Genomic DNA, 16,019 nt, shown 5'->3' with positions numbered 1-16,019 from the left:
CCCTCTTCAAACGAAAAACCCCGCCTAGGCGGGGTTTTTCATGCTTACCACATCAGATCGTCAGGGATCTTGTAGGCGGCGTACGGGTCGTCCTCGTCCGCCTCCTCGACATGGGTGTTGAGCAGCAGGATGCGATTGGGGTCACGCTCCTGGATCTTCACCGCCGCCTCGCGTGGAATCACTTCGTAGCCACCGCCATGGGCGACGACCGCCAGCGCGCCGTTGCTCAGCTTGCTGCGCATCAGGGCGTTGACGGCGATGCGCTTGACCTTCTTGTCATCGACGAAGTTGTAGTAGTCCTCGGTATTCAGCTTGGGCAGGCGGGTCGCCTCGATCAACTGCTTGATCTGCGCGGCACGGGCCTTCTGCTCGGCTTTCTCCTGGACCTGGCGGTTCAGCTCCTGGTCTTTTCGGGCCTTCTCGGCCTGGGCTTCCTTGGCCAGGCGCTGCTGGCTGTCGTCCACCTCGACCTGGCCTTTGTGCTCCAGGCGTTTCTGTTTTTTCTCGGCCTTGTTGGTCTGAGAAACCTGTTTCTGGTTGACCAGACCGGCTTTGAGCAATTGGTCGCGAAGGGAAAGGCTCATGGAAGTTCACTCACTTATGCATCAGCTCAGCCGCAGCTGGGCAGGTTCTTTTCCTGACGCTTGGCCTCGCCCCACAGGGCGTCCAGCTCGTCGAGGGTACGATCTTGGATGTTCAGGCCCTGCTCGCGCAATGCCTGTTCGATGAATCGGAAGCGCCGCTCGAACTTGCGATTGGCGCGGCGCAGGGCGTTTTCCGGGTCGTGGCGCAGGTGGCGGGCCAGGTTGACGGTGGCGAACAGCAGGTCGCCCAGCTCATCCTCCAGCGCATCGCTGTCGCCATCGGCCATGGCCTGCAGCACTTCGTCGAGCTCTTCACGGACCTTGTCCAGCACCGGCAGCGCGTCCGGCCAGTCGAAGCCGACCGTGGCGGCGCGCTTCTGCAGCTTGGCCGCCCGTGACAGCGCAGGCAAGGCCGCCGGCACGTCGTCGAGCAGCGAGAGCTGTTCAGGCTCGCTCTTCTCGGCGCGCTCCTCGGCCTTGATCTCTTCCCAGCGCGACTTGACCTGGGCCTCGTCCAGCATGGGGGTGTCCAGTGGCGCATAGAGCTCGCCGGTGGGGAATACATGGGGGTGGCGGCGGATCAGCTTGCGGGTGATCGCATCGACCACGCCGTCGAACTCGAAACGCCCTTCTTCCCGTGCCAGCTGGCTGTAGTAGACCACCTGGAACAGCAGGTCGCCCAGCTCGCCCTGCAGGTGCTCGAAGTCGCCGCGCTCGATGGTGTCGGCCACTTCGTAGGCCTCTTCGATCGTGTGCGGGACGATGCTGGCGTAGTCCTGCTTGAGGTCCCAGGGGCAACCGTATTGCGGGTCACGCAGGCGGGCCATCAGGTGCAGCAGGTCGTCGAGGGTGTAGGTCATGAATATCTTTCCTCAGCGAGAGCCTTGCCCTCGATCGCCGGCAAGCCGGCTCCCACAGGGTTATGCCGTACCTGTGGGAGCTGGCTTGCCAGCGATGGGCCGCACAGCGGCCCCGTTCTGTCTCAAGGGGTACGGTTACGCCGCGTCTCGATGATGTTGGGCAACTGCGAGATCCTGCCGAGCAAGCGCCCCAAGGCGTCCAGGCCAGGGATCTCGATGGTCAGCGACATCAAGGCGGTGTTGTCTTCCTTGTTCGAGCGGGTGTTGACCGCCAGCACGTTGATCTTCTCGTTGAGCAGCACCTGCGAAACGTCGCGCAGCAAACCCGGGCGGTCGTAGGCACGGATGATGATGTCGACCGGGTAGGTCTGCACCGGGATCGGCCCCCAGCTGACCTGGATCATGCGCTCCGGCTCCTTGCCCGCCAACTGCAGCACCGAGGCGCAGTCCTGGCGGTGAATGCTCACGCCACGACCCTGGGTGATGTAGCCGACGATGGCATCACCCGGCAGCGGCTGGCAGCAGCCGGCCATCTGCGTGAGCAGGTTGCCGACGCCCTGGATCTGGATGTCGTTGCGCTTGCCGGAACGGATGCCCCGCGCCTGGCGCGGGATCAGCTCGACCGGCTCCAGGCGCTCGGGTTCGAGCAACTGCTGGGCGGCGTTGACCATATGCGCCAGGCGCAGGTCGCCGGCACCGAGGGCGGCGAACATGTCCTCGGCAGTCTTGACATTGGCCTTCTCGGCCAGGCGCTCGAAGTCCACCTGCGGCAGGCCCAGACGCGACAGCTCGCGTTCGAGCAGGGTCTTGCCGGCGGCGACGTTCTGGTCACGGGCCTGCAGCTTGAACCAATGGACGATCTTGGCCCGGGCCCGCGAGGTAGTGACATAGCCCAGGTTGGAGTTCAGCCAGTCGCGGCTCGGGCTGCCGTGCTTGCTGGTGATGATCTCCACCTGCTCGCCGGTCTGCAGGCTGTAGTTCAGCGGCACGATGCGACCGTTGATCTTGGCACCGCGACAGTTGTGGCCGATCTCGGTGTGCACCCGGTAAGCGAAGTCCAGCGGCGTCGAGCCCTTGGGCAGGTCGATGGCGTGGCCGTCGGGGGTGAACACGTAGACGCGATCCGGCTCGATATCGACGCGCAGCTGTTCGGCCAGGCCGCCGATATCGCCCAGTTCCTCGTGCCACTCCAGCACCTGGCGCAACCAGGAGATCTTCTCTTCGTAGTGGTTCGAGCTGGGCTTGACGTCGGTGCCCTTGTAGCGCCAGTGGGCGCAGACGCCCAGCTCGGCTTCCTCGTGCATGCCATGGGTGCGGATCTGCACCTCGAGCACCTTGCCCTCGGGGCCGATCACCGCGGTGTGCAGGGAGCGATAGCCGTTTTCCTTGGGGTTGGCGATGTAATCGTCGAACTCTTTCGGAATGTGCCGCCACAGGGTATGGACGATGCCCAGCGCGGTGTAGCAGTCACGCACTTCCGGCACCAGCACGCGCACCGCGCGCACGTCGTAGATCTGGCTGAACTCCAGGCCCTTGCGCTGCATCTTGCGCCAGATCGAATAGATGTGTTTCGCCCGGCCACTGATATCGGCGTTGACGCCGGTGGCCAGCAGCTCGTTCTGCAACTGGTTCATCACATCGCTGATGAAACGCTCGCGATCCAGCCGGCGTTCGTGCAGCAACTTGGCGATCTGCTTGTACTGGTCGGGCTCGAGGTAGCGGAACGACAGGTCCTCGAGTTCCCACTTGATATGGCCGATACCCAGACGGTGCGCCAGCGGCGCATAGATGTCGAACACCTCGCGGGCCACGCGCAGGCGTTTCTCGTCATCGGCGGATTTCACCGCCCGGATGGCGCAGGTGCGTTCGGCCAGCTTGATCAGCGCCACGCGCACGTCGTCGACCATCGCCACGAGCATCTTGCGCAGGTTCTCGACCTGCGCCTGGGAGCCGAGCACCAGCGACTGGCGCGGGCTGAGGCTGGCACTGATGGCCGCCATGCGCAGCACGCCGTCGATCAGCTTGGACACCACCGGCCCGAAGCGCTGGCCGACCTCGGCCAAGGTCACCTTGCCTTCGCGCACCGAACGATAGATGACCGCCGCCACCAGGGAATCCTGGTCGAGCTTGAGGTCGGCGAGGATTTCGGCGATCTCGAGCCCTGCCTGGAAACTGGACGTGCCATCGGCCCAGGAATGCTTGGCCGGATTGCCTTTCTTCTCGACCTCATGGGCAAACTCGCAGGCCTCTTTCAACCCCGGGCGATCGAGTTGCGAATCGACGCTCACCACATGATCGAGCCATGCTTCGAGATTGATACTGCCGTCGTTGTTGACCGGCTGGTGCACTCTCACCTGTACCATCTTTGCTTTACCTTTCCATACAGCGCACCACGCGGGTGCACTGGCTATCACCTGTGCGCCCCTCACTCCCTGAAGGCCGCACCAAGAGGGCCAGCCCGGCTAGCCCGCTTCGAATAACGCCATGGCCTCGACATGCGCCGTCTGAGGAAACATGTCGAGAATCCCGGCCCTTTTTAACCGGTACCCCTGCCCGACCAGCACTTGCGCGTCACGCGCCAGCGTGGCCGGGTTGCACGATACGTAGACCAGCCGTTTCGCACCCAGCCGGGCGATGCCCTGCACCACCTCGAAAGCCCCGTCGCGCGGTGGATCCAAGAGTACCGCAGAAAAGCCCTCGGCAGCCCATCCGGCGCCCGCCAAAGGCTGCGATAAATCGGCCTGAAAAAACCGTGCGTTATGCACATTGTTGGCGTGGGCATTGGCCTCGGCACGGCTGACCATCGCCTGCACGCCTTCCACCGCCACCACCTCGCGGGCCTGGCGCGCCAGGGGCAAGGCAAAGTTGCCCAGGCCGCAGAACAGGTCCAGGACCCGCTCATGCGCCTGGGGCGCCAGCCAGGCCAAAGCCTGCTGGATCATCAAGGTATTGACCTGGGCATTGACCTGAACGAAGTCGCCCGGTCGCCAGGCCAGCTCCAAGCCCCAGGGCTCCAGGGCAAAGCCCAGTTGCGCCGTGGCCTGCACCGGTGCCGGCTCGCCCTCGCCTTGCAGCCACAACTGGGCGCCGGCCTCGCGGCAGAATGCCTCGAGCCGCGCCAGGTCTTCACTTGGCAATGGCGCCACATGCCGCACCAACACCGCCTCGGCGGTACCGCTGAACAGTTCCACATGCCCCAGCGCCTGCGGCTTGCTCAAGCTGCGCAACACGGTCGGCAGGTGGCGCATGATCGCCTGCAAGGGCTGTACCAGCACCGCGCAGTCGTCGACGGCAACGATGTCCTGGCTGGCCTCGGCGCGGAAACCGACCTCCAGCTGATGCGTCTTGGTGTCCCAGCGTACCGCTACCCGCGCCCGGCGGCGGTAGCCGAATTCCGGTCCGCACAAGGGAACAGCCCACTCTTCGGGCTGCACGCCGGCCACCCGCTGCAACTGCTCGGCGAGCAGGCGCTGCTTGAGCGCCAGCTGGCCGTCATGGGGCAGGTGCTGGAGGTTGCAGCCGCCACAGCGGGCGTAGTGACGGCAGGGCGCTTCGCGGCGCTCGGCGCTGGCCTGGAACACCCGCTCCAGGCGCGCCTCGACCACTTTGCCGCGTGCGGCAAGCACCCGCGCCTCGACGTCTTCGCCGCCCAGCGCGCCGCTGACGAACCAGGTACGGCCCTCGCTGAAGGCGATGCCACGGCCGTCACCGGCCACGCGCTCGATCAGCAGGCGCTGCTTCTTGCCCACCGGCACTTGTGCGGCACGGTTGCCGCCGGCCGGCTGGAAGCGCAGGCCGGTGTTGCTTTTCTTTCTGGACATCAGGTCGGATCGAACAGGCCGGTGGAAAGGTAACGGTCGCCGCGGTCGCAGATGATGGCGACCATCACCGCGTTCTCGACTTCACGGGACAGGCGCAGCATCGCCGCCACCGCCCCGCCGGAGGATACGCCACAGAAAATGCCCTCTTCGCGGGCCAGGCGACGGGTGGTTTCCTCGGCCTCCTGCTGGGACATGTCGACCACGCGGTCGACCCGGGTGGCGTCGAATATCTTCGGCAGGTACTCGTGGGGCCAACGGCGAATGCCCGGAATGGCCGAGCCTTCCATCGGCTGCAGGCCAATGATCTGCACCGCCGGGTTCTGCTCCTTGAGGTACTGCGAACAGCCCATGATGGTGCCGGTCGTGCCCATGGAGCTGACGAAGTGGGTGATCGTACCCTGGGTCTGCTGCCAGATCTCCGGGCCCGTGCTGTTGTAGTGCGCGATCGGGTTGTCGCCGTTGGCGAACTGGTCAAGCACCAGCCCACGGCCTTCGGCCTGCAGTTTTTCCGCGAGATCGCGGGCCCCTTCCATGCCCTCTTCCTTGGTCACCAGGATCAACTCGGCGCCATAGGCGGTCATGGCCGCCTTGCGTTCGGCGGTGGAGTTGTCCGGCATGATCAGGATCATCTTGTAGCCCTTGATCGCCGCGGCCATGGCCAGGGCGATGCCGGTATTGCCGGAGGTGGCTTCGATGAGGGTGTCGCCGGGCTTGATCTGGCCACGCAGTTCGGCACGGGTGATCATCGACAACGCCGGGCGGTCCTTGACCGAACCTGCCGGGTTGTTGCCTTCGAGCTTGAGCAGCAAGGTATTGCTGGTGTTCCCGGCGATGCGCTGCAGGCGAACCAGCGGCGTATGGCCGACGCAGTCGGCGATGGTTGGGTACTGCAGGGTCATGGGCGTTTTCGCAATCCGGACGGCAGGGGCGCCTATCATACCGGCAAACCCGGCGCGGCCATATCACGCAATTGTCGGTGGTTATAGCGGGTAGCTATAAGCAGTTGCTCCCTGGCAGCGGGCTTGCCCGCGCCGGACCAACCGATGGCCCCGCTTCATGGGCAGGCAGGCGCATGCACAGGCGCAGGCCACGCTCGCCATTGACCGCCCACACCAGCCCACCCTGGCGGCGGATCGCATTGCGGGCAATGCTCAAGCCCAAGCCGAAGCCACCGTCCCCGGGCCGCGCCCCGTCCAACCGGGAAAACGGCGCGAAGATCCGCTCGAGGTCTTCCTCGGCCACGCCACCGCCATCGTCCTCCAGGTCGATACGCCAATACCCGCCTTCACGCCAGCCGCCCAGGCGCACCACACCCGCCTCGGGCGAGTGACGGATGGCGTTGCGCAGCATGTTCTCCAGTGCCTGGGCAAGGTCGTTGAGGCTGCCCCGCACCCAGCAGTCGGCCGGCAACGCACAGTGCAACCGCCCAGGTGCCCAGCCGCTTTCGTAACAGGCATTTTCGCTGAGCAGGTCCCACAGCGCCGGCACCTGGATCGGCTCCAGATTCACCGGGGCGCGCTCGGCGTCCTGCCAGGCCAGTTGCAAAGTGTCCTCGACCAGCTGTTGCATGCCATCCACCTCACGGTGCAGGCGTTCGCGCAGGCGCTGCAGGTCGGTTTCGCCGTCGCAGGCCACGCGCAGGCGGCTGAGCGGCGTGCGCATTTCGTGGGACAGGTCGCGCAGCAACTGCTGCTGCAAGGCCACGGTGCCCTGCAGGCGCTCGGCCATCTGGTCGAAGGCCCTGGCCAGTTCGCCCAGCTCGTCCTTGCGCCGTGTGGTGCGCGAATCCAGGCGCGCCGCCAGCTGGTCGGCGCGCCAGGCGTTGGCCTGTTCACGCAATTGATTGAGCGGCACGATCAGCATGCGGTACAGGCCGACGCACAGCAGCAGGGTAAATAGCCCAGGAATGATGCCGTTGGTGACGATGCGCCAGAACAACCGGTACTGGCCCGGGTTGAAGCGCTCCGGCAGCTCGATCACCAGCATGCCCTGCTCCGGCGCGCCGGGGAACGGCAGGCGCAACCAGGGCTGGCCGATACTGCGCCGGCTCATCGGCCAGTCGACGCCGCGCAGGCGGGTCAGACGCTGGGCCTGCCCGGCGGTGAGGTCGGCGCTGCCCAACGGCTGCAGGTCGCCATCGAGCACCCCCACCCAGCCTTGCTCGCGCCCACGCATCTCGGCCAGCCAGGCGTCGACACCCTCAGCGCCGCCGCTGCGCCAGGCCTGCTCCGCCTCGGCCGCGTAACCCCGCAGCACTTGACGCGCAGGTTCGGAAAGGAAGGCGTCCTGGGTCTCCATATGGCGACCCCAGCTGTAGCTGAGGCCGATCATCAGCAGGCAGAAGCCCACCAGCAGGACGGTCAGTTTCCAGAACAGCGAATGGCGATCGAGCACGGTTCAGTCGGCCTCGCCCACGCCGAACACATAGCCCTTGCCCCAGACGGTGCGGACCTGCCGCTCGTGATAGCCAATGACCTTGAGCTTGCGGCGGATCTGGCTGACGTGCATGTCCAGGCTGCGGTCATGCCGCGAGTAGCCCCGCTGCAACACCTGCTGGTAAAGGAACGGCTTGCTCAGCACCTCGTCCTGGCTGCGATGCAGGGTGTCGAGCAGGCGGTACTCGCTGGGCGTCAGCCCGGCCCACTGGCCGGCGAGGCAGACATCGGTCGCCTGCTCATCGAAGCGCAACTGCCCCGCCGCTACCTCGCGCGGTGCCAGCGCCCGGCGCTCGAAGGCCACCCGACGCAGGATCGCCTCGATGCGTACCCGCAGCTCGGCGAAACTGAAAGGCTTTGGCAGGTAATCGTCCGCGCCGCGTTCAAAGCCGCTGATACGGTCAGCCTCGGCCCCCAGCGCGGACATCAGGATGACCGGCGTGGCGCTGCGCCGGCGCAGGCTGGCCAGGGCGTCCAGGCCATTGAGGCCGGGCAGCAGGATGTCCAGCAGGACCAGGTCGAAGACTTGTCGCCCCGCAGCCTCCAGCCCCTCCAGGCCACTGCGGCACCAGGTCACCTGGAAGCCGCCGCGGCGCAGCTCTTCGTGCAGGTAGGCACCGAGCACGGGGTCGTCCTCGATGGCCAGGATGTTGGTGGCATGAATAGCTTCGGGATGCATTGGCAACTGCCATCGATTCTCAGTTGCGTGATTATTGGGCAAGCACGCCCGGCAAGGCAACCGTCGCCCGACTGACGCGCCATCGAACAGCCAGCCTCACTTGGCAAACAAAAGCCTTACAAATGCCTGCGGTGCGGAGTAACGTTCCCGCTGATGCGCGAACAGCGCTTTTCAAGGCACATGACAGGAGACAGGTGTGCTCGACCGTTTGGGAATCCGCAGCCGCGTCCTGCTGCTGGCCTTGCTCCCCGCCAGCCTGATGGCCCTGGTGCTGGGCAGTTACTTCACCTGGTTGCAACAGAGCGACCTGCGCACGCAGCTGCTGCAACGCGGCAAGATGATCGCCGAGCAGTTGGCGCCCCTGGCGGCGCCGGCCCTGGCCCGCCAGTCCCCGGCGCAGCTGGAGCGCATCGCGGCCCAGGCCCTGGAGCAGGTCGACGTGCGCGCCGTGGCGTTCCTCGCCGCCGACCGCACGCGCCTGGCCCACGCCGGCCCCAGCATGCTCAACCAGCCGCCCAGCGGCGGTACCGGCACGCAGCTGCTGCAGCGCACCGGCAACGATGCCACCCGTTACCTGATGCCGGTGTTCGGCCATCACCGCGACCTGGCCACCGACGCCGTACCCGCCGAAGCCGAGCGCCTGCTCGGCTGGGTGGAGATCGAGCTGTCCCACGACGGCACCCTGCTGCGCGGCTACCGCAACCTGTTCACCAGCCTGCTGCTGATCCTCGCCTGCCTGAGCCTGACCGCGCTGCTCGCCCTGCGCATGAGCCGCACCATCAACGACCCGATCAACCACATCAAGCACGCGGTCAACCAGCTCAAGGACGGCCACCTCGACGAGCGCCTGCCAGCCATGGGCAGCCACGAGCTCGACGAACTGGCCGCCGGCATCAACCGCATGGCCGAGACCCTGCACAGCGCCCACGAAGAGCTGCAGCACAGCATCGACCAGGCCACCGAGGATGTGCGCCAGAACCTGGAAACCATCGAGATCCAGAACATCGAGCTGGACATGGCGCGCAAGGAGGCCCTGGAGGCCAGCCGCATCAAGTCCGAGTTCCTCGCCAACATGAGCCACGAGATCCGCACCCCGCTCAACGGCATCCTCGGCTTCACCCACCTGTTGCAAAAAAGCGAGCTCAGCCCGCGTCAGCTCGACTACCTCGGCACCATCGAGAAATCCGCCGACAACCTGCTGGGGATCATCAACGAGATCCTCGACTTCTCCAAGATCGAGGCCGGCAAGCTGGTGCTCGACAGCATCCCGCTCAACCTGCGCGACCTGATCCAGGACACCCTGACCATCCTTGCCCCGGCCGCCCACGCCAAGCAGCTGGAGCTGCTCAGCCTGGTCTACCGCGACACCCCGCTGTCGCTGGTGGGCGACCCGTTGCGGCTCAAGCAGATCCTCACCAACCTGGTGAGCAATGCCATCAAGTTCACCCGCGAAGGCACCATCGTCGTGCGCGCCATGCTCGAGGACGAGCAGGAAGACAGCGTGCAACTGCGCATCAGCGTGCAGGACACCGGCATCGGCCTGTCGCCACAGGATGTGCGCACCCTGTTCCAGGCCTTCAGCCAGGCGGACAACTCGCTGTCACGCCAGCCCGGCGGTACCGGCCTGGGCCTGGTGATCTCCAAACGCCTGATCGAACAGATGGGCGGCGAGATCGGCGTCGACAGCACGCCGGGCGAAGGCTCGCAGTTCTGGATCAGCCTCAACCTGCCCAAGGCCCACGACGACACCGAGGAGCAACCCGCCCAGGCCCTGGTCGGCCGTAGCGTGGCCATCGTCGACGGGCACGACCTGGCCCGCCAGGCGTTGGAGCACCAGCTCGAGGACTGCGGCCTGGCGGTCACCGTGTTCGCTTCCTGCGACCAGCTGCTGCACGGCGTGCAGGCGGCAAGCCAGGCCGGGCAGCCGTTCGAGTTCGCCGTGCTCGGGGTCAACCTCGGCAGCCTGGCGCCGGAACAACTGGGGCAGTACCACCAACAGCTCGAGCGCCTGGGTTGCCAGTGCGTGGTGCTGTGCCCCACCACCGAGCAGCCGCTCTACCACCCTTTCCTGCCCAACGCCCACGGCCAGTTGCTGGCCAAGCCCACCTGCACACGCAAGCTGCGTCGCCTGCTGCTGGAGCTGGTGCAGCCGCGTCGGCCGGTGTGCGAGCAACGCAGCAACGGCGGCCAGCGCATGCCCAAGCTCCTCTGCGTCGACGACAACCCGGCCAACCTGCTGCTGGTGCAGACCCTGCTCGAAGGGATGGGCGCCGAGGTGCTGGCGGTGAACAGTGGCTATGCCGCGGTGCAGGCCGTGCAGGACGAGCCCTTCGACCTGGTGCTGATGGATGTGCAGATGCCCGGCATGGATGGCCGTGCCTGCACCGAACAGATCCGCCAGTGGGAAGCCAGCCAGAGCGGCCCGCCCCTGCCCATCGTGGCCCTCACCGCGCACGCCATGGCCAACGAAAAGCGCGCCCTGCTGCACAGCGGCATGGACGACTACCTGACCAAACCAATCAGCGAGCGCCAGTTGGCCCAGGTGGTGATGAAATGGACCGGCCTGAGCCTGGGATCACCGCCACAGGAACGGCCCAGTGAGCGCCTGCCCGACAGCAGCGAGCTGAAGGTGCTCGACCCGGAGGAAGGGCTGCGCCTGGCCGCCGGCAAGCCGGACCTGGCGGCGGATATGCTGGCCATGCTCCTGGCCTCGCTGGAGTCCGACCGCGAAGCCATCCAGGCCGCCCGCGACGCTGCCGACCGCAACGCCATGATCGAGCGGGTGCACCGGCTCAACGGCGCCTCGCGTTATTGCGGCGTACCGCAGTTGCGCGCGGCCTGCCAGCGCAGCGAGACCTTGCTCAAGCAGGACAGCCCCCAGGCGTTGCAGGCCCTGGACGAACTGGACCAGGCCATCAGCCGACTGGCCGAGCAGGCGCGCGAAAGCGCCTGAATCCCCCACAGGCTTTGCAAGCGTCGTGGGAGCGGCGGTGCGACTTGCCCCGCGACAGGGCCGTCACAGATCAATACCCGATCTCCCTGACGGCCTAGACTGTTGCCGACTCACAGAAGGAAGCTCCCCATGCGCGCCCTGTTGTTCAGCAGCCAGCACTACGACCAGGAAAGCTTCACCCGCGCCGCCAGCGCGAGCGCCCTGGAGCTGCACTACCAGTCCGCCCGCCTGACCCTGGACACCGCCGCCCTCGCCCAGGGCTTCGAAGTGGTCTGCGCCTTCATCAACGACGAGCTCAACGCCCAGGTCCTGCAGCGCCTGGCCGCCGGCGGCACGCGCCTGATCGCCCTGCGCTCGGCCGGCTACAACCACGTCGACCTAGCTGCCGCGCAGCGCCTCGGGCTCAGCGTGGTACGCGTCCCGGCCTATTCGCCGCACGCCGTCGCCGAACATGCCGTGGCCCTGATCCTGGCCCTCAACCGCCGCCTGCACCGGGCCTACAACCGTACCCGCGAAGGTGATTTCACCCTGCACGGCCTGACCGGCTTCGACCTGCACGGCAAGACCGTCGGCGTGGTCGGCACCGGCCAGATCGGCGCGGCCTTCGCCCGTATCATGGCTGGTTTCGGCTGCCAGCTGCTGGCCTACGACCCCTACCCCAACCCTGAGCTGGTCGCCCTCGGCGCCCGCTACCTGGAGCTGCCCGAGCTGCTGCGCCAGGCACGCATCATCAGCCTGCACTGCCCGCTCACCGAGCACACCCGCCACCTGATCAACGCCCAGAGCCTGGCCCAGCTACAGCCCGGCGCCATGCTGATCAACACCGGCCGCGGCGCGCTGGTCGACACCCCGGCACTGATCGACGCGCTCAAAAGTGGCCAGCTCGGCTACCTGGGGCTGGATGTCTATGAAGAGGAGGCGCAGCTGTTCTTCGAGGACCGCTCCGACTTGCCGCTGCAGGACGACGTGCTGGCACGGCTGCTGACCTTCCCCAACGTGATCGTCACCGCGCACCAGGCGTTCCTTACCCGCGAGGCCCTGGATGCCATCGCGGCCACCACCCTGGACAACATCTCCCGCTGGGCGGCAGGCAATCCACAGAATCTTGTAAACGGTTGATGCTAGGATACGCGGCACTTTTGGAGGACCCATGGTCGAACACGATTTCCGCTACACCCTTTTCAACCCGCAACACACCTTGATCGAGTGCCGCGCGCTGGTACCGGGCCGCTACCAGGTCACCGGCAACGGCGGCTCGATCCAGAAAGGCGACGCGCTGCTGGTTTCGCTCAAAGGCAGCAAAACCCTGTCCATGCGCCTGACCGTGGACAGCGTGCGCCACCTGATCAACCCCACCGGGCAGTGGGTGGCCGTGGCCCAGGGGCCAGTATTCAACGAACTGGAAATCCACGAGTGGCAGGTCAAGTGCGACGGCTGCGACGCAGTGCTGGACTTCGAGTTCGCCGTCGAAGCCAAGCTCGGCAAGAAGGGCCACGCCCCGGCAGCCACCGCCCGCGTCCAGGAGCTGGGCTGGGCCAGCCAGGGCGACAAGCACCTGTGCCCGCAGTGCCAGGAGCGCGCCTGAGTGAAACAGCTGCTGACCGGCGTGCTGATCGCCACCGGCCTGATGGGCTGCGCGTCGCAACCTTCGAAGCTGCAGCAGGAGCAAAGCTACCTGCTGGAGTGGATCGGTGAACGCCCGCTGATCGACTACAGCCACCTGACCCTGACCCTGGCCAGCGATGGCCGTGCCTATGGCAATGCCGGCTGCAACCACTGGTTCGCGCCCTATACGCTGGACGGCGAGCACTTAAGCTTCGGCAAGGTCGGCAAGACCCGCAAGCTGTGCGCGCCAGCGCTGATGGACCAGGAGAAACGCTTCCTGCAGGCGCTGGAGACGGTGCAGCGCTGGGACGTGTCGCCAATCGAGCAGATCCGCTTCTGGCCGGCCGAGGGCAAGCCGCTGCGGTTCTGGCCTGAGGAAGGCTGAAACCATCGCGGGGCAAGCCCGCTCCTACGTGGGAGCGACGGTGCGCCGATGCGACTTGCCCCGCGATGCAGGGTTCAGGCGCCGCCTTTCAACGCCTTGATCTTCGCCTGCAAACCCTCGAGGGTCTGCTCGCCCAGCAGTTGCTCACGCACCTTGCCCTTGTCATCGATGATATAGGTCACCGGCAGCGCCTCGCTGCGCGGCAGCTCATAGCGCTCGGCCGGGTCTTGCGCGAGCACGGTGAAGCCGATGCCGAGGGTCTCGGCGGCGGCCTTGAGGTCGGCGCCCTGCAAGCCATCGAAGTTCACCCCCAGCACCTTGATGCCCTGGGCATCCCACTGCTTCGCCGCAGCATTGAGCTCGGGGATTTCGGTACGGCACGGGCCGCACCATTCGGCCCAGTAATTGAGCACCAGCCAGTGCCCCTCGACCTGTTCGGCCTTCACCGTATTGCCGTGCTGGTCCACGCCGTAGTCCGCACCGCAGCCGCCGAGCAGCAGGCTCGCGGTGATGGCCAGTGCAGCTGCCAAACGCCTTGCCATGGGTCAATCCTTCTCGAAGTTTTCAAGCATTGAAGTCGGTCGCTGCGGTTAGAATAGCCGCCACACCCAGCTGGATGCGACCCGTCATGACCGATCTGACCCTCTATCATAACCCGCGCTGCTCGAAATCCCGCGGCGCCCTGGAACTGCTCGAGGCACGCGGCCTCGCACCGACCATCGTGCGCTATCTCGAGACCCCGCCGGACGCCGCCACTCTCGAACAGCTGCTTGCCAAGCTGGGCATCGGCGCGCGCCAACTGCTGCGCACCGGCGAAGACGAATACAAGGCACTCGACCTGGCCAACCCCGCCCTGAGCGACGCTCAGCTGATCAAGGCGATGGTCGAGCATCCCAAGCTGATCGAGCGCCCGATCCTGGTAGCCGGTGACAAGGCCGTGATCGGTCGCCCACCCGAGAAGGTCCTGGAGATCCTGCCGTGAGCGAACCCTACATCCTGGTGCTGTACTACAGCCGCCACGGCTCGACCAGCGAGATGGCCCGGCACATTGCCCGCGGCGTCGAGATGGCCGGCCTGGAGGCGCGCCTGCGCACGGTGCCGGCGATCTCCACCGAGTGCGAAGCCGTGGCCCCGGACATCCCGGCCAGCGGCGCGCTGTACGCCACCCTCGACGACCTGCGCCACTGCGCGGGCCTGGCCATGGGCAGCCCGACCCGCTTCGGCAACATGGCCGCGCCGCTCAAGTACTTCCTCGACGGTACCAGCAGCCTGTGGCTGGGCGGCGAACTGGTGGGCAAGCCGGCGGCGGTGTTCACTTCCACCGCCAGCCTGCACGGCGGCCAGGAAACCACCCTGCTGTCGATGCTGCTGCCGCTGATGCACCACGGCATGCTGGTCACCGGCCTGCCCTACAGCGAGTCGGCGCTGCTCGATACCCGCGGCGGCGGCACCCCGTACGGCGCCAGCCACCATGCCGGCGCCGATGGCAAGCGCGAGTTGGACCAGCACGAGATCACCCTGTGCCGCGCCCTCGGCCAACGCCTGGCCAATACCGCCAAGGCCCTGGGTGGCCAGCGTGGCTAGAAAACCCAAGGTGCTGCCGCCACTGGAGTGGCTCGCCCCACGCGTACGGCTGACCCGCGCCCTGAGCCTGGCCTGCTTCTTCGGCCTGATCGCCCTGCTGCTGGTGAACAACCTGTGGTTCGCCAATCTGCACGGGGCGCGGGTCGAGGTGATCCTGGCCATCGAGCTGATCCCCCTGCTGCTGCTTCTGCCGGGTATGCTGATGGGCAGCGCCCGGGCGCATGCCTGGACCTGCTTCGTGGTCAATATCTACTTCATCAAGGGCGTGCTGGCCGCCTTCGACCCCGCCCGAGCGCTGTTCGGCTGGGTCGAAGTGCTGGTGAGCCTGGGGCTGTTCGTCAGTGGCTTGCTGTTCGTGCGCTGGAAGTTCCAGCAGGATCGACGCCTGGCCGGCGAAGGTGCCTGAACGTATCGGGGCCGCGTTGCGGCCCCGGCGATCTCAATGGTTGACGGTATGCGCCAACATCACCGACAACTGGCACAGCGGCCGCCCGCTTTCGGCGTGCCACTGATTGAACGCCTGCTGCACGAGTGCCAGGTCACGCAGGCTGGTCGGCGGCTTGTCGATGATCTTCTGGGCGATCAACGCGGCGGCCATGTCGTCGGTGGGGATGAAGGTGTCCTTGCCGACCATGCGCAGGAAACGCGGAGCCGATAGTCCGCCCAGCTGGTTGCCATGCTTGGCCAGGTACTTCCACAGCCCGACGATATCGGTCTCGGGCCAGTCGGCGATGAACGCGCCGAAACTGCCCTTCTCCTTCGCCACGTCGAGGATCATCTGCGCATTGCGCGGCACGCTCTTGAGCTTGCCCAGGTGGCGGATGATGCGCTCGTCCTGCATCAACCGCTCCAGGTGCTCGGCGCCCATCAGCACCACTTTCTCCGGGTCGAAGCCAAAGAACACCTGCTCGAACGCCGGCCACTTGGCATCCACCAGGCTGTGCTTGAGCCCGGCGCGGAACACGCGCAGGGCCAGGGTCGACAGGTAGCGGTCGTCGGTGATGTCGCGCAGCTGTGCGGGTGTGCGCGGCTGCGGCAGGAAGGCTTCCAGCGCCTGGGCCGAACCGAAACGGTTCAGGCAGTACTCATGCAACCACTGGTAGTCGCGCATAA

General features: G+C 66.3%; 16 protein-coding genes. 7 read left to right on the top strand and 9 right to left on the bottom strand.

What is annotated here, in order from left to right:
* Positions 1-44: 44 nt before the first annotated feature.
* From CCOS191_RS06610 to CCOS191_RS06580, 7 genes are all read right to left on the bottom strand, one after another.
* Positions 45-584: a DUF2058 domain-containing protein gene (locus tag CCOS191_RS06610; RefSeq protein ID WP_046854531.1), complete on the bottom strand. Its 540-nt coding sequence runs from the start codon at positions 582-584 to the stop codon at positions 45-47.
* A gap of 26 nt (positions 585-610) precedes the next feature.
* On the bottom strand, positions 611-1,444 hold the full coding sequence (gene mazG, locus CCOS191_RS06605; RefSeq protein WP_023630168.1) for a nucleoside triphosphate pyrophosphohydrolase: 834 nt from the start codon (positions 1,442-1,444) through the stop codon (positions 611-613).
* Between the two features lie 122 nt (positions 1,445-1,566).
* A complete protein-coding gene (gene relA / locus CCOS191_RS06600; RefSeq protein ID WP_046854530.1) occupies positions 1,567-3,807 on the bottom strand; it encodes a GTP diphosphokinase in 2,241 nt (746 codons plus the stop codon).
* A 99-nt stretch (positions 3,808-3,906) separates the two neighbouring features.
* Positions 3,907-5,265, bottom strand: a complete 1,359-nt coding sequence (gene rlmD / locus CCOS191_RS06595; protein WP_046854529.1) for a 23S rRNA (uracil(1939)-C(5))-methyltransferase RlmD — start codon at positions 5,263-5,265, stop codon at positions 3,907-3,909.
* Complete coding sequence (gene cysM, locus CCOS191_RS06590) at positions 5,265-6,164, bottom strand: cysteine synthase CysM (RefSeq protein WP_046854528.1); 900 nt, start codon at positions 6,162-6,164, stop codon at positions 5,265-5,267. Before cysM ends, rlmD begins: the two co-directional genes overlap by 1 nt.
* 94 nt (positions 6,165-6,258) lie before the next feature.
* Positions 6,259-7,659 carry a HAMP domain-containing sensor histidine kinase gene (locus CCOS191_RS06585; protein WP_046854527.1) on the bottom strand — a complete coding sequence of 467 codons (1,401 nt, stop codon included), beginning with the start codon at positions 7,657-7,659 and terminating at the stop codon, positions 6,259-6,261.
* A 3-nt stretch (positions 7,660-7,662) separates the two neighbouring features.
* Positions 7,663-8,379 (bottom strand): response regulator transcription factor, encoded by a 717-nt coding sequence (locus CCOS191_RS06580; RefSeq protein WP_046854526.1) that lies wholly within the window; start codon positions 8,377-8,379, stop codon positions 7,663-7,665.
* A 196-nt stretch (positions 8,380-8,575) separates the two neighbouring features.
* Here CCOS191_RS06580 and CCOS191_RS06575 point away from each other — a divergent pair, with 196 nt between their 5' ends.
* The 4 genes from CCOS191_RS06575 (at position 8,576) to CCOS191_RS06560 (ending at position 13,322) form a co-directional block, all read left to right on the top strand.
* Positions 8,576-11,332: a response regulator gene (locus CCOS191_RS06575; protein WP_046854525.1), complete on the top strand. Its 2,757-nt coding sequence runs from the start codon at positions 8,576-8,578 to the stop codon at positions 11,330-11,332.
* 129 nt (positions 11,333-11,461) lie between these two features.
* Positions 11,462-12,451, top strand: a complete 990-nt coding sequence (locus CCOS191_RS06570) for a 2-hydroxyacid dehydrogenase (RefSeq protein WP_046854524.1) — start codon at positions 11,462-11,464, stop codon at positions 12,449-12,451.
* A 31-nt stretch (positions 12,452-12,482) separates the two neighbouring features.
* Positions 12,483-12,917 (top strand): hypothetical protein, encoded by a 435-nt coding sequence (locus tag CCOS191_RS06565; protein WP_046854523.1) that lies wholly within the window; start codon positions 12,483-12,485, stop codon positions 12,915-12,917.
* The gene (locus CCOS191_RS06560) at positions 12,918-13,322 is read left to right on the top strand and encodes an META domain-containing protein (RefSeq protein WP_023632210.1); all 405 of its coding nucleotides are present in this window, start codon (positions 12,918-12,920) and stop codon (positions 13,320-13,322) included.
* A gap of 74 nt (positions 13,323-13,396) precedes the next feature.
* Here the strand turns inward: CCOS191_RS06560 and CCOS191_RS06555 are convergent, their stop codons facing one another.
* Positions 13,397-13,864 (bottom strand): peroxiredoxin family protein, encoded by a 468-nt coding sequence (locus tag CCOS191_RS06555; protein ID WP_046854522.1) that lies wholly within the window; start codon positions 13,862-13,864, stop codon positions 13,397-13,399.
* A gap of 86 nt (positions 13,865-13,950) precedes the next feature.
* Between CCOS191_RS06555 and arsC the strand changes: the two genes are divergently transcribed.
* From arsC to CCOS191_RS06540, 3 genes are read left to right on the top strand one after another with little or no spacing between them, the layout of a single operon-like run.
* A complete protein-coding gene (gene arsC / locus CCOS191_RS06550) occupies positions 13,951-14,304 on the top strand; it encodes an arsenate reductase (glutaredoxin) (RefSeq protein ID WP_046854521.1) in 354 nt (117 codons plus the stop codon).
* Entirely contained in the window at positions 14,301-14,906 is a 606-nt protein-coding gene (gene wrbA, locus CCOS191_RS06545) for an NAD(P)H:quinone oxidoreductase (protein WP_046854520.1), read from the top strand. Before arsC ends, wrbA begins: the two co-directional genes overlap by 4 nt.
* Positions 14,899-15,312, top strand: a complete 414-nt coding sequence (locus tag CCOS191_RS06540) for a DUF2069 domain-containing protein (protein WP_046857701.1) — start codon at positions 14,899-14,901, stop codon at positions 15,310-15,312. The genes wrbA and CCOS191_RS06540 overlap by 8 nt, the downstream gene beginning before the upstream one ends.
* 33 nt (positions 15,313-15,345) lie before the next feature.
* Here the strand turns inward: CCOS191_RS06540 and CCOS191_RS06535 are convergent, their stop codons facing one another.
* The gene (locus CCOS191_RS06535; RefSeq protein WP_023630776.1) at positions 15,346-16,017 is read right to left on the bottom strand and encodes a DNA-3-methyladenine glycosylase I; all 672 of its coding nucleotides are present in this window, start codon (positions 16,015-16,017) and stop codon (positions 15,346-15,348) included.
* Between the last annotated feature and the right edge of the window lie 2 nt (positions 16,018-16,019).

It is taken from the genome of Pseudomonas sp. CCOS 191 (assembly GCF_001007005.1).
Taxonomy (GTDB): Bacteria; Pseudomonadota; Gammaproteobacteria; order Pseudomonadales; family Pseudomonadaceae; genus Aquipseudomonas; species Aquipseudomonas soli.
Note: the sequence above shows the minus strand (reverse complement) of the source record. Positions and strands in the feature narration are given on the sequence as shown.

Excerpts from the sequence above, each read along its gene's own strand:
- arsC (WP_046854521.1), top strand. The coding sequence starts at position 13,951 with ATGACCGATCTGACCCTCTATCATAACCCGCGCTGCTCGAAATCCCGC.
- CCOS191_RS06570 (WP_046854524.1), top strand. The coding sequence starts at position 11,462 with ATGCGCGCCCTGTTGTTCAGCAGCCAGCACTACGACCAGGAAAGCTTC.
- CCOS191_RS06555 (WP_046854522.1), bottom strand. The coding sequence starts at position 13,864 with ATGGCAAGGCGTTTGGCAGCTGCACTGGCCATCACCGCGAGCCTGCTG.
- CCOS191_RS06565 (WP_046854523.1), top strand. The coding sequence starts at position 12,483 with ATGGTCGAACACGATTTCCGCTACACCCTTTTCAACCCGCAACACACC.
- rlmD (WP_046854529.1), bottom strand. The coding sequence starts at position 5,265 with ATGTCCAGAAAGAAAAGCAACACCGGCCTGCGCTTCCAGCCGGCCGGC.
- CCOS191_RS06535 (WP_023630776.1), bottom strand. The coding sequence starts at position 16,017 with ATGCGCGACTACCAGTGGTTGCATGAGTACTGCCTGAACCGTTTCGGT.
- CCOS191_RS06580 (WP_046854526.1), bottom strand. The coding sequence starts at position 8,379 with ATGCATCCCGAAGCTATTCATGCCACCAACATCCTGGCCATCGAGGAC.
- CCOS191_RS06610 (WP_046854531.1), bottom strand. The coding sequence starts at position 584 with ATGAGCCTTTCCCTTCGCGACCAATTGCTCAAAGCCGGTCTGGTCAAC.
- relA (WP_046854530.1), bottom strand. The coding sequence starts at position 3,807 with ATGGTACAGGTGAGAGTGCACCAGCCGGTCAACAACGACGGCAGTATC.
- cysM (WP_046854528.1), bottom strand. The coding sequence starts at position 6,164 with ATGACCCTGCAGTACCCAACCATCGCCGACTGCGTCGGCCATACGCCG.
- mazG (WP_023630168.1), bottom strand. The coding sequence starts at position 1,444 with ATGACCTACACCCTCGACGACCTGCTGCACCTGATGGCCCGCCTGCGT.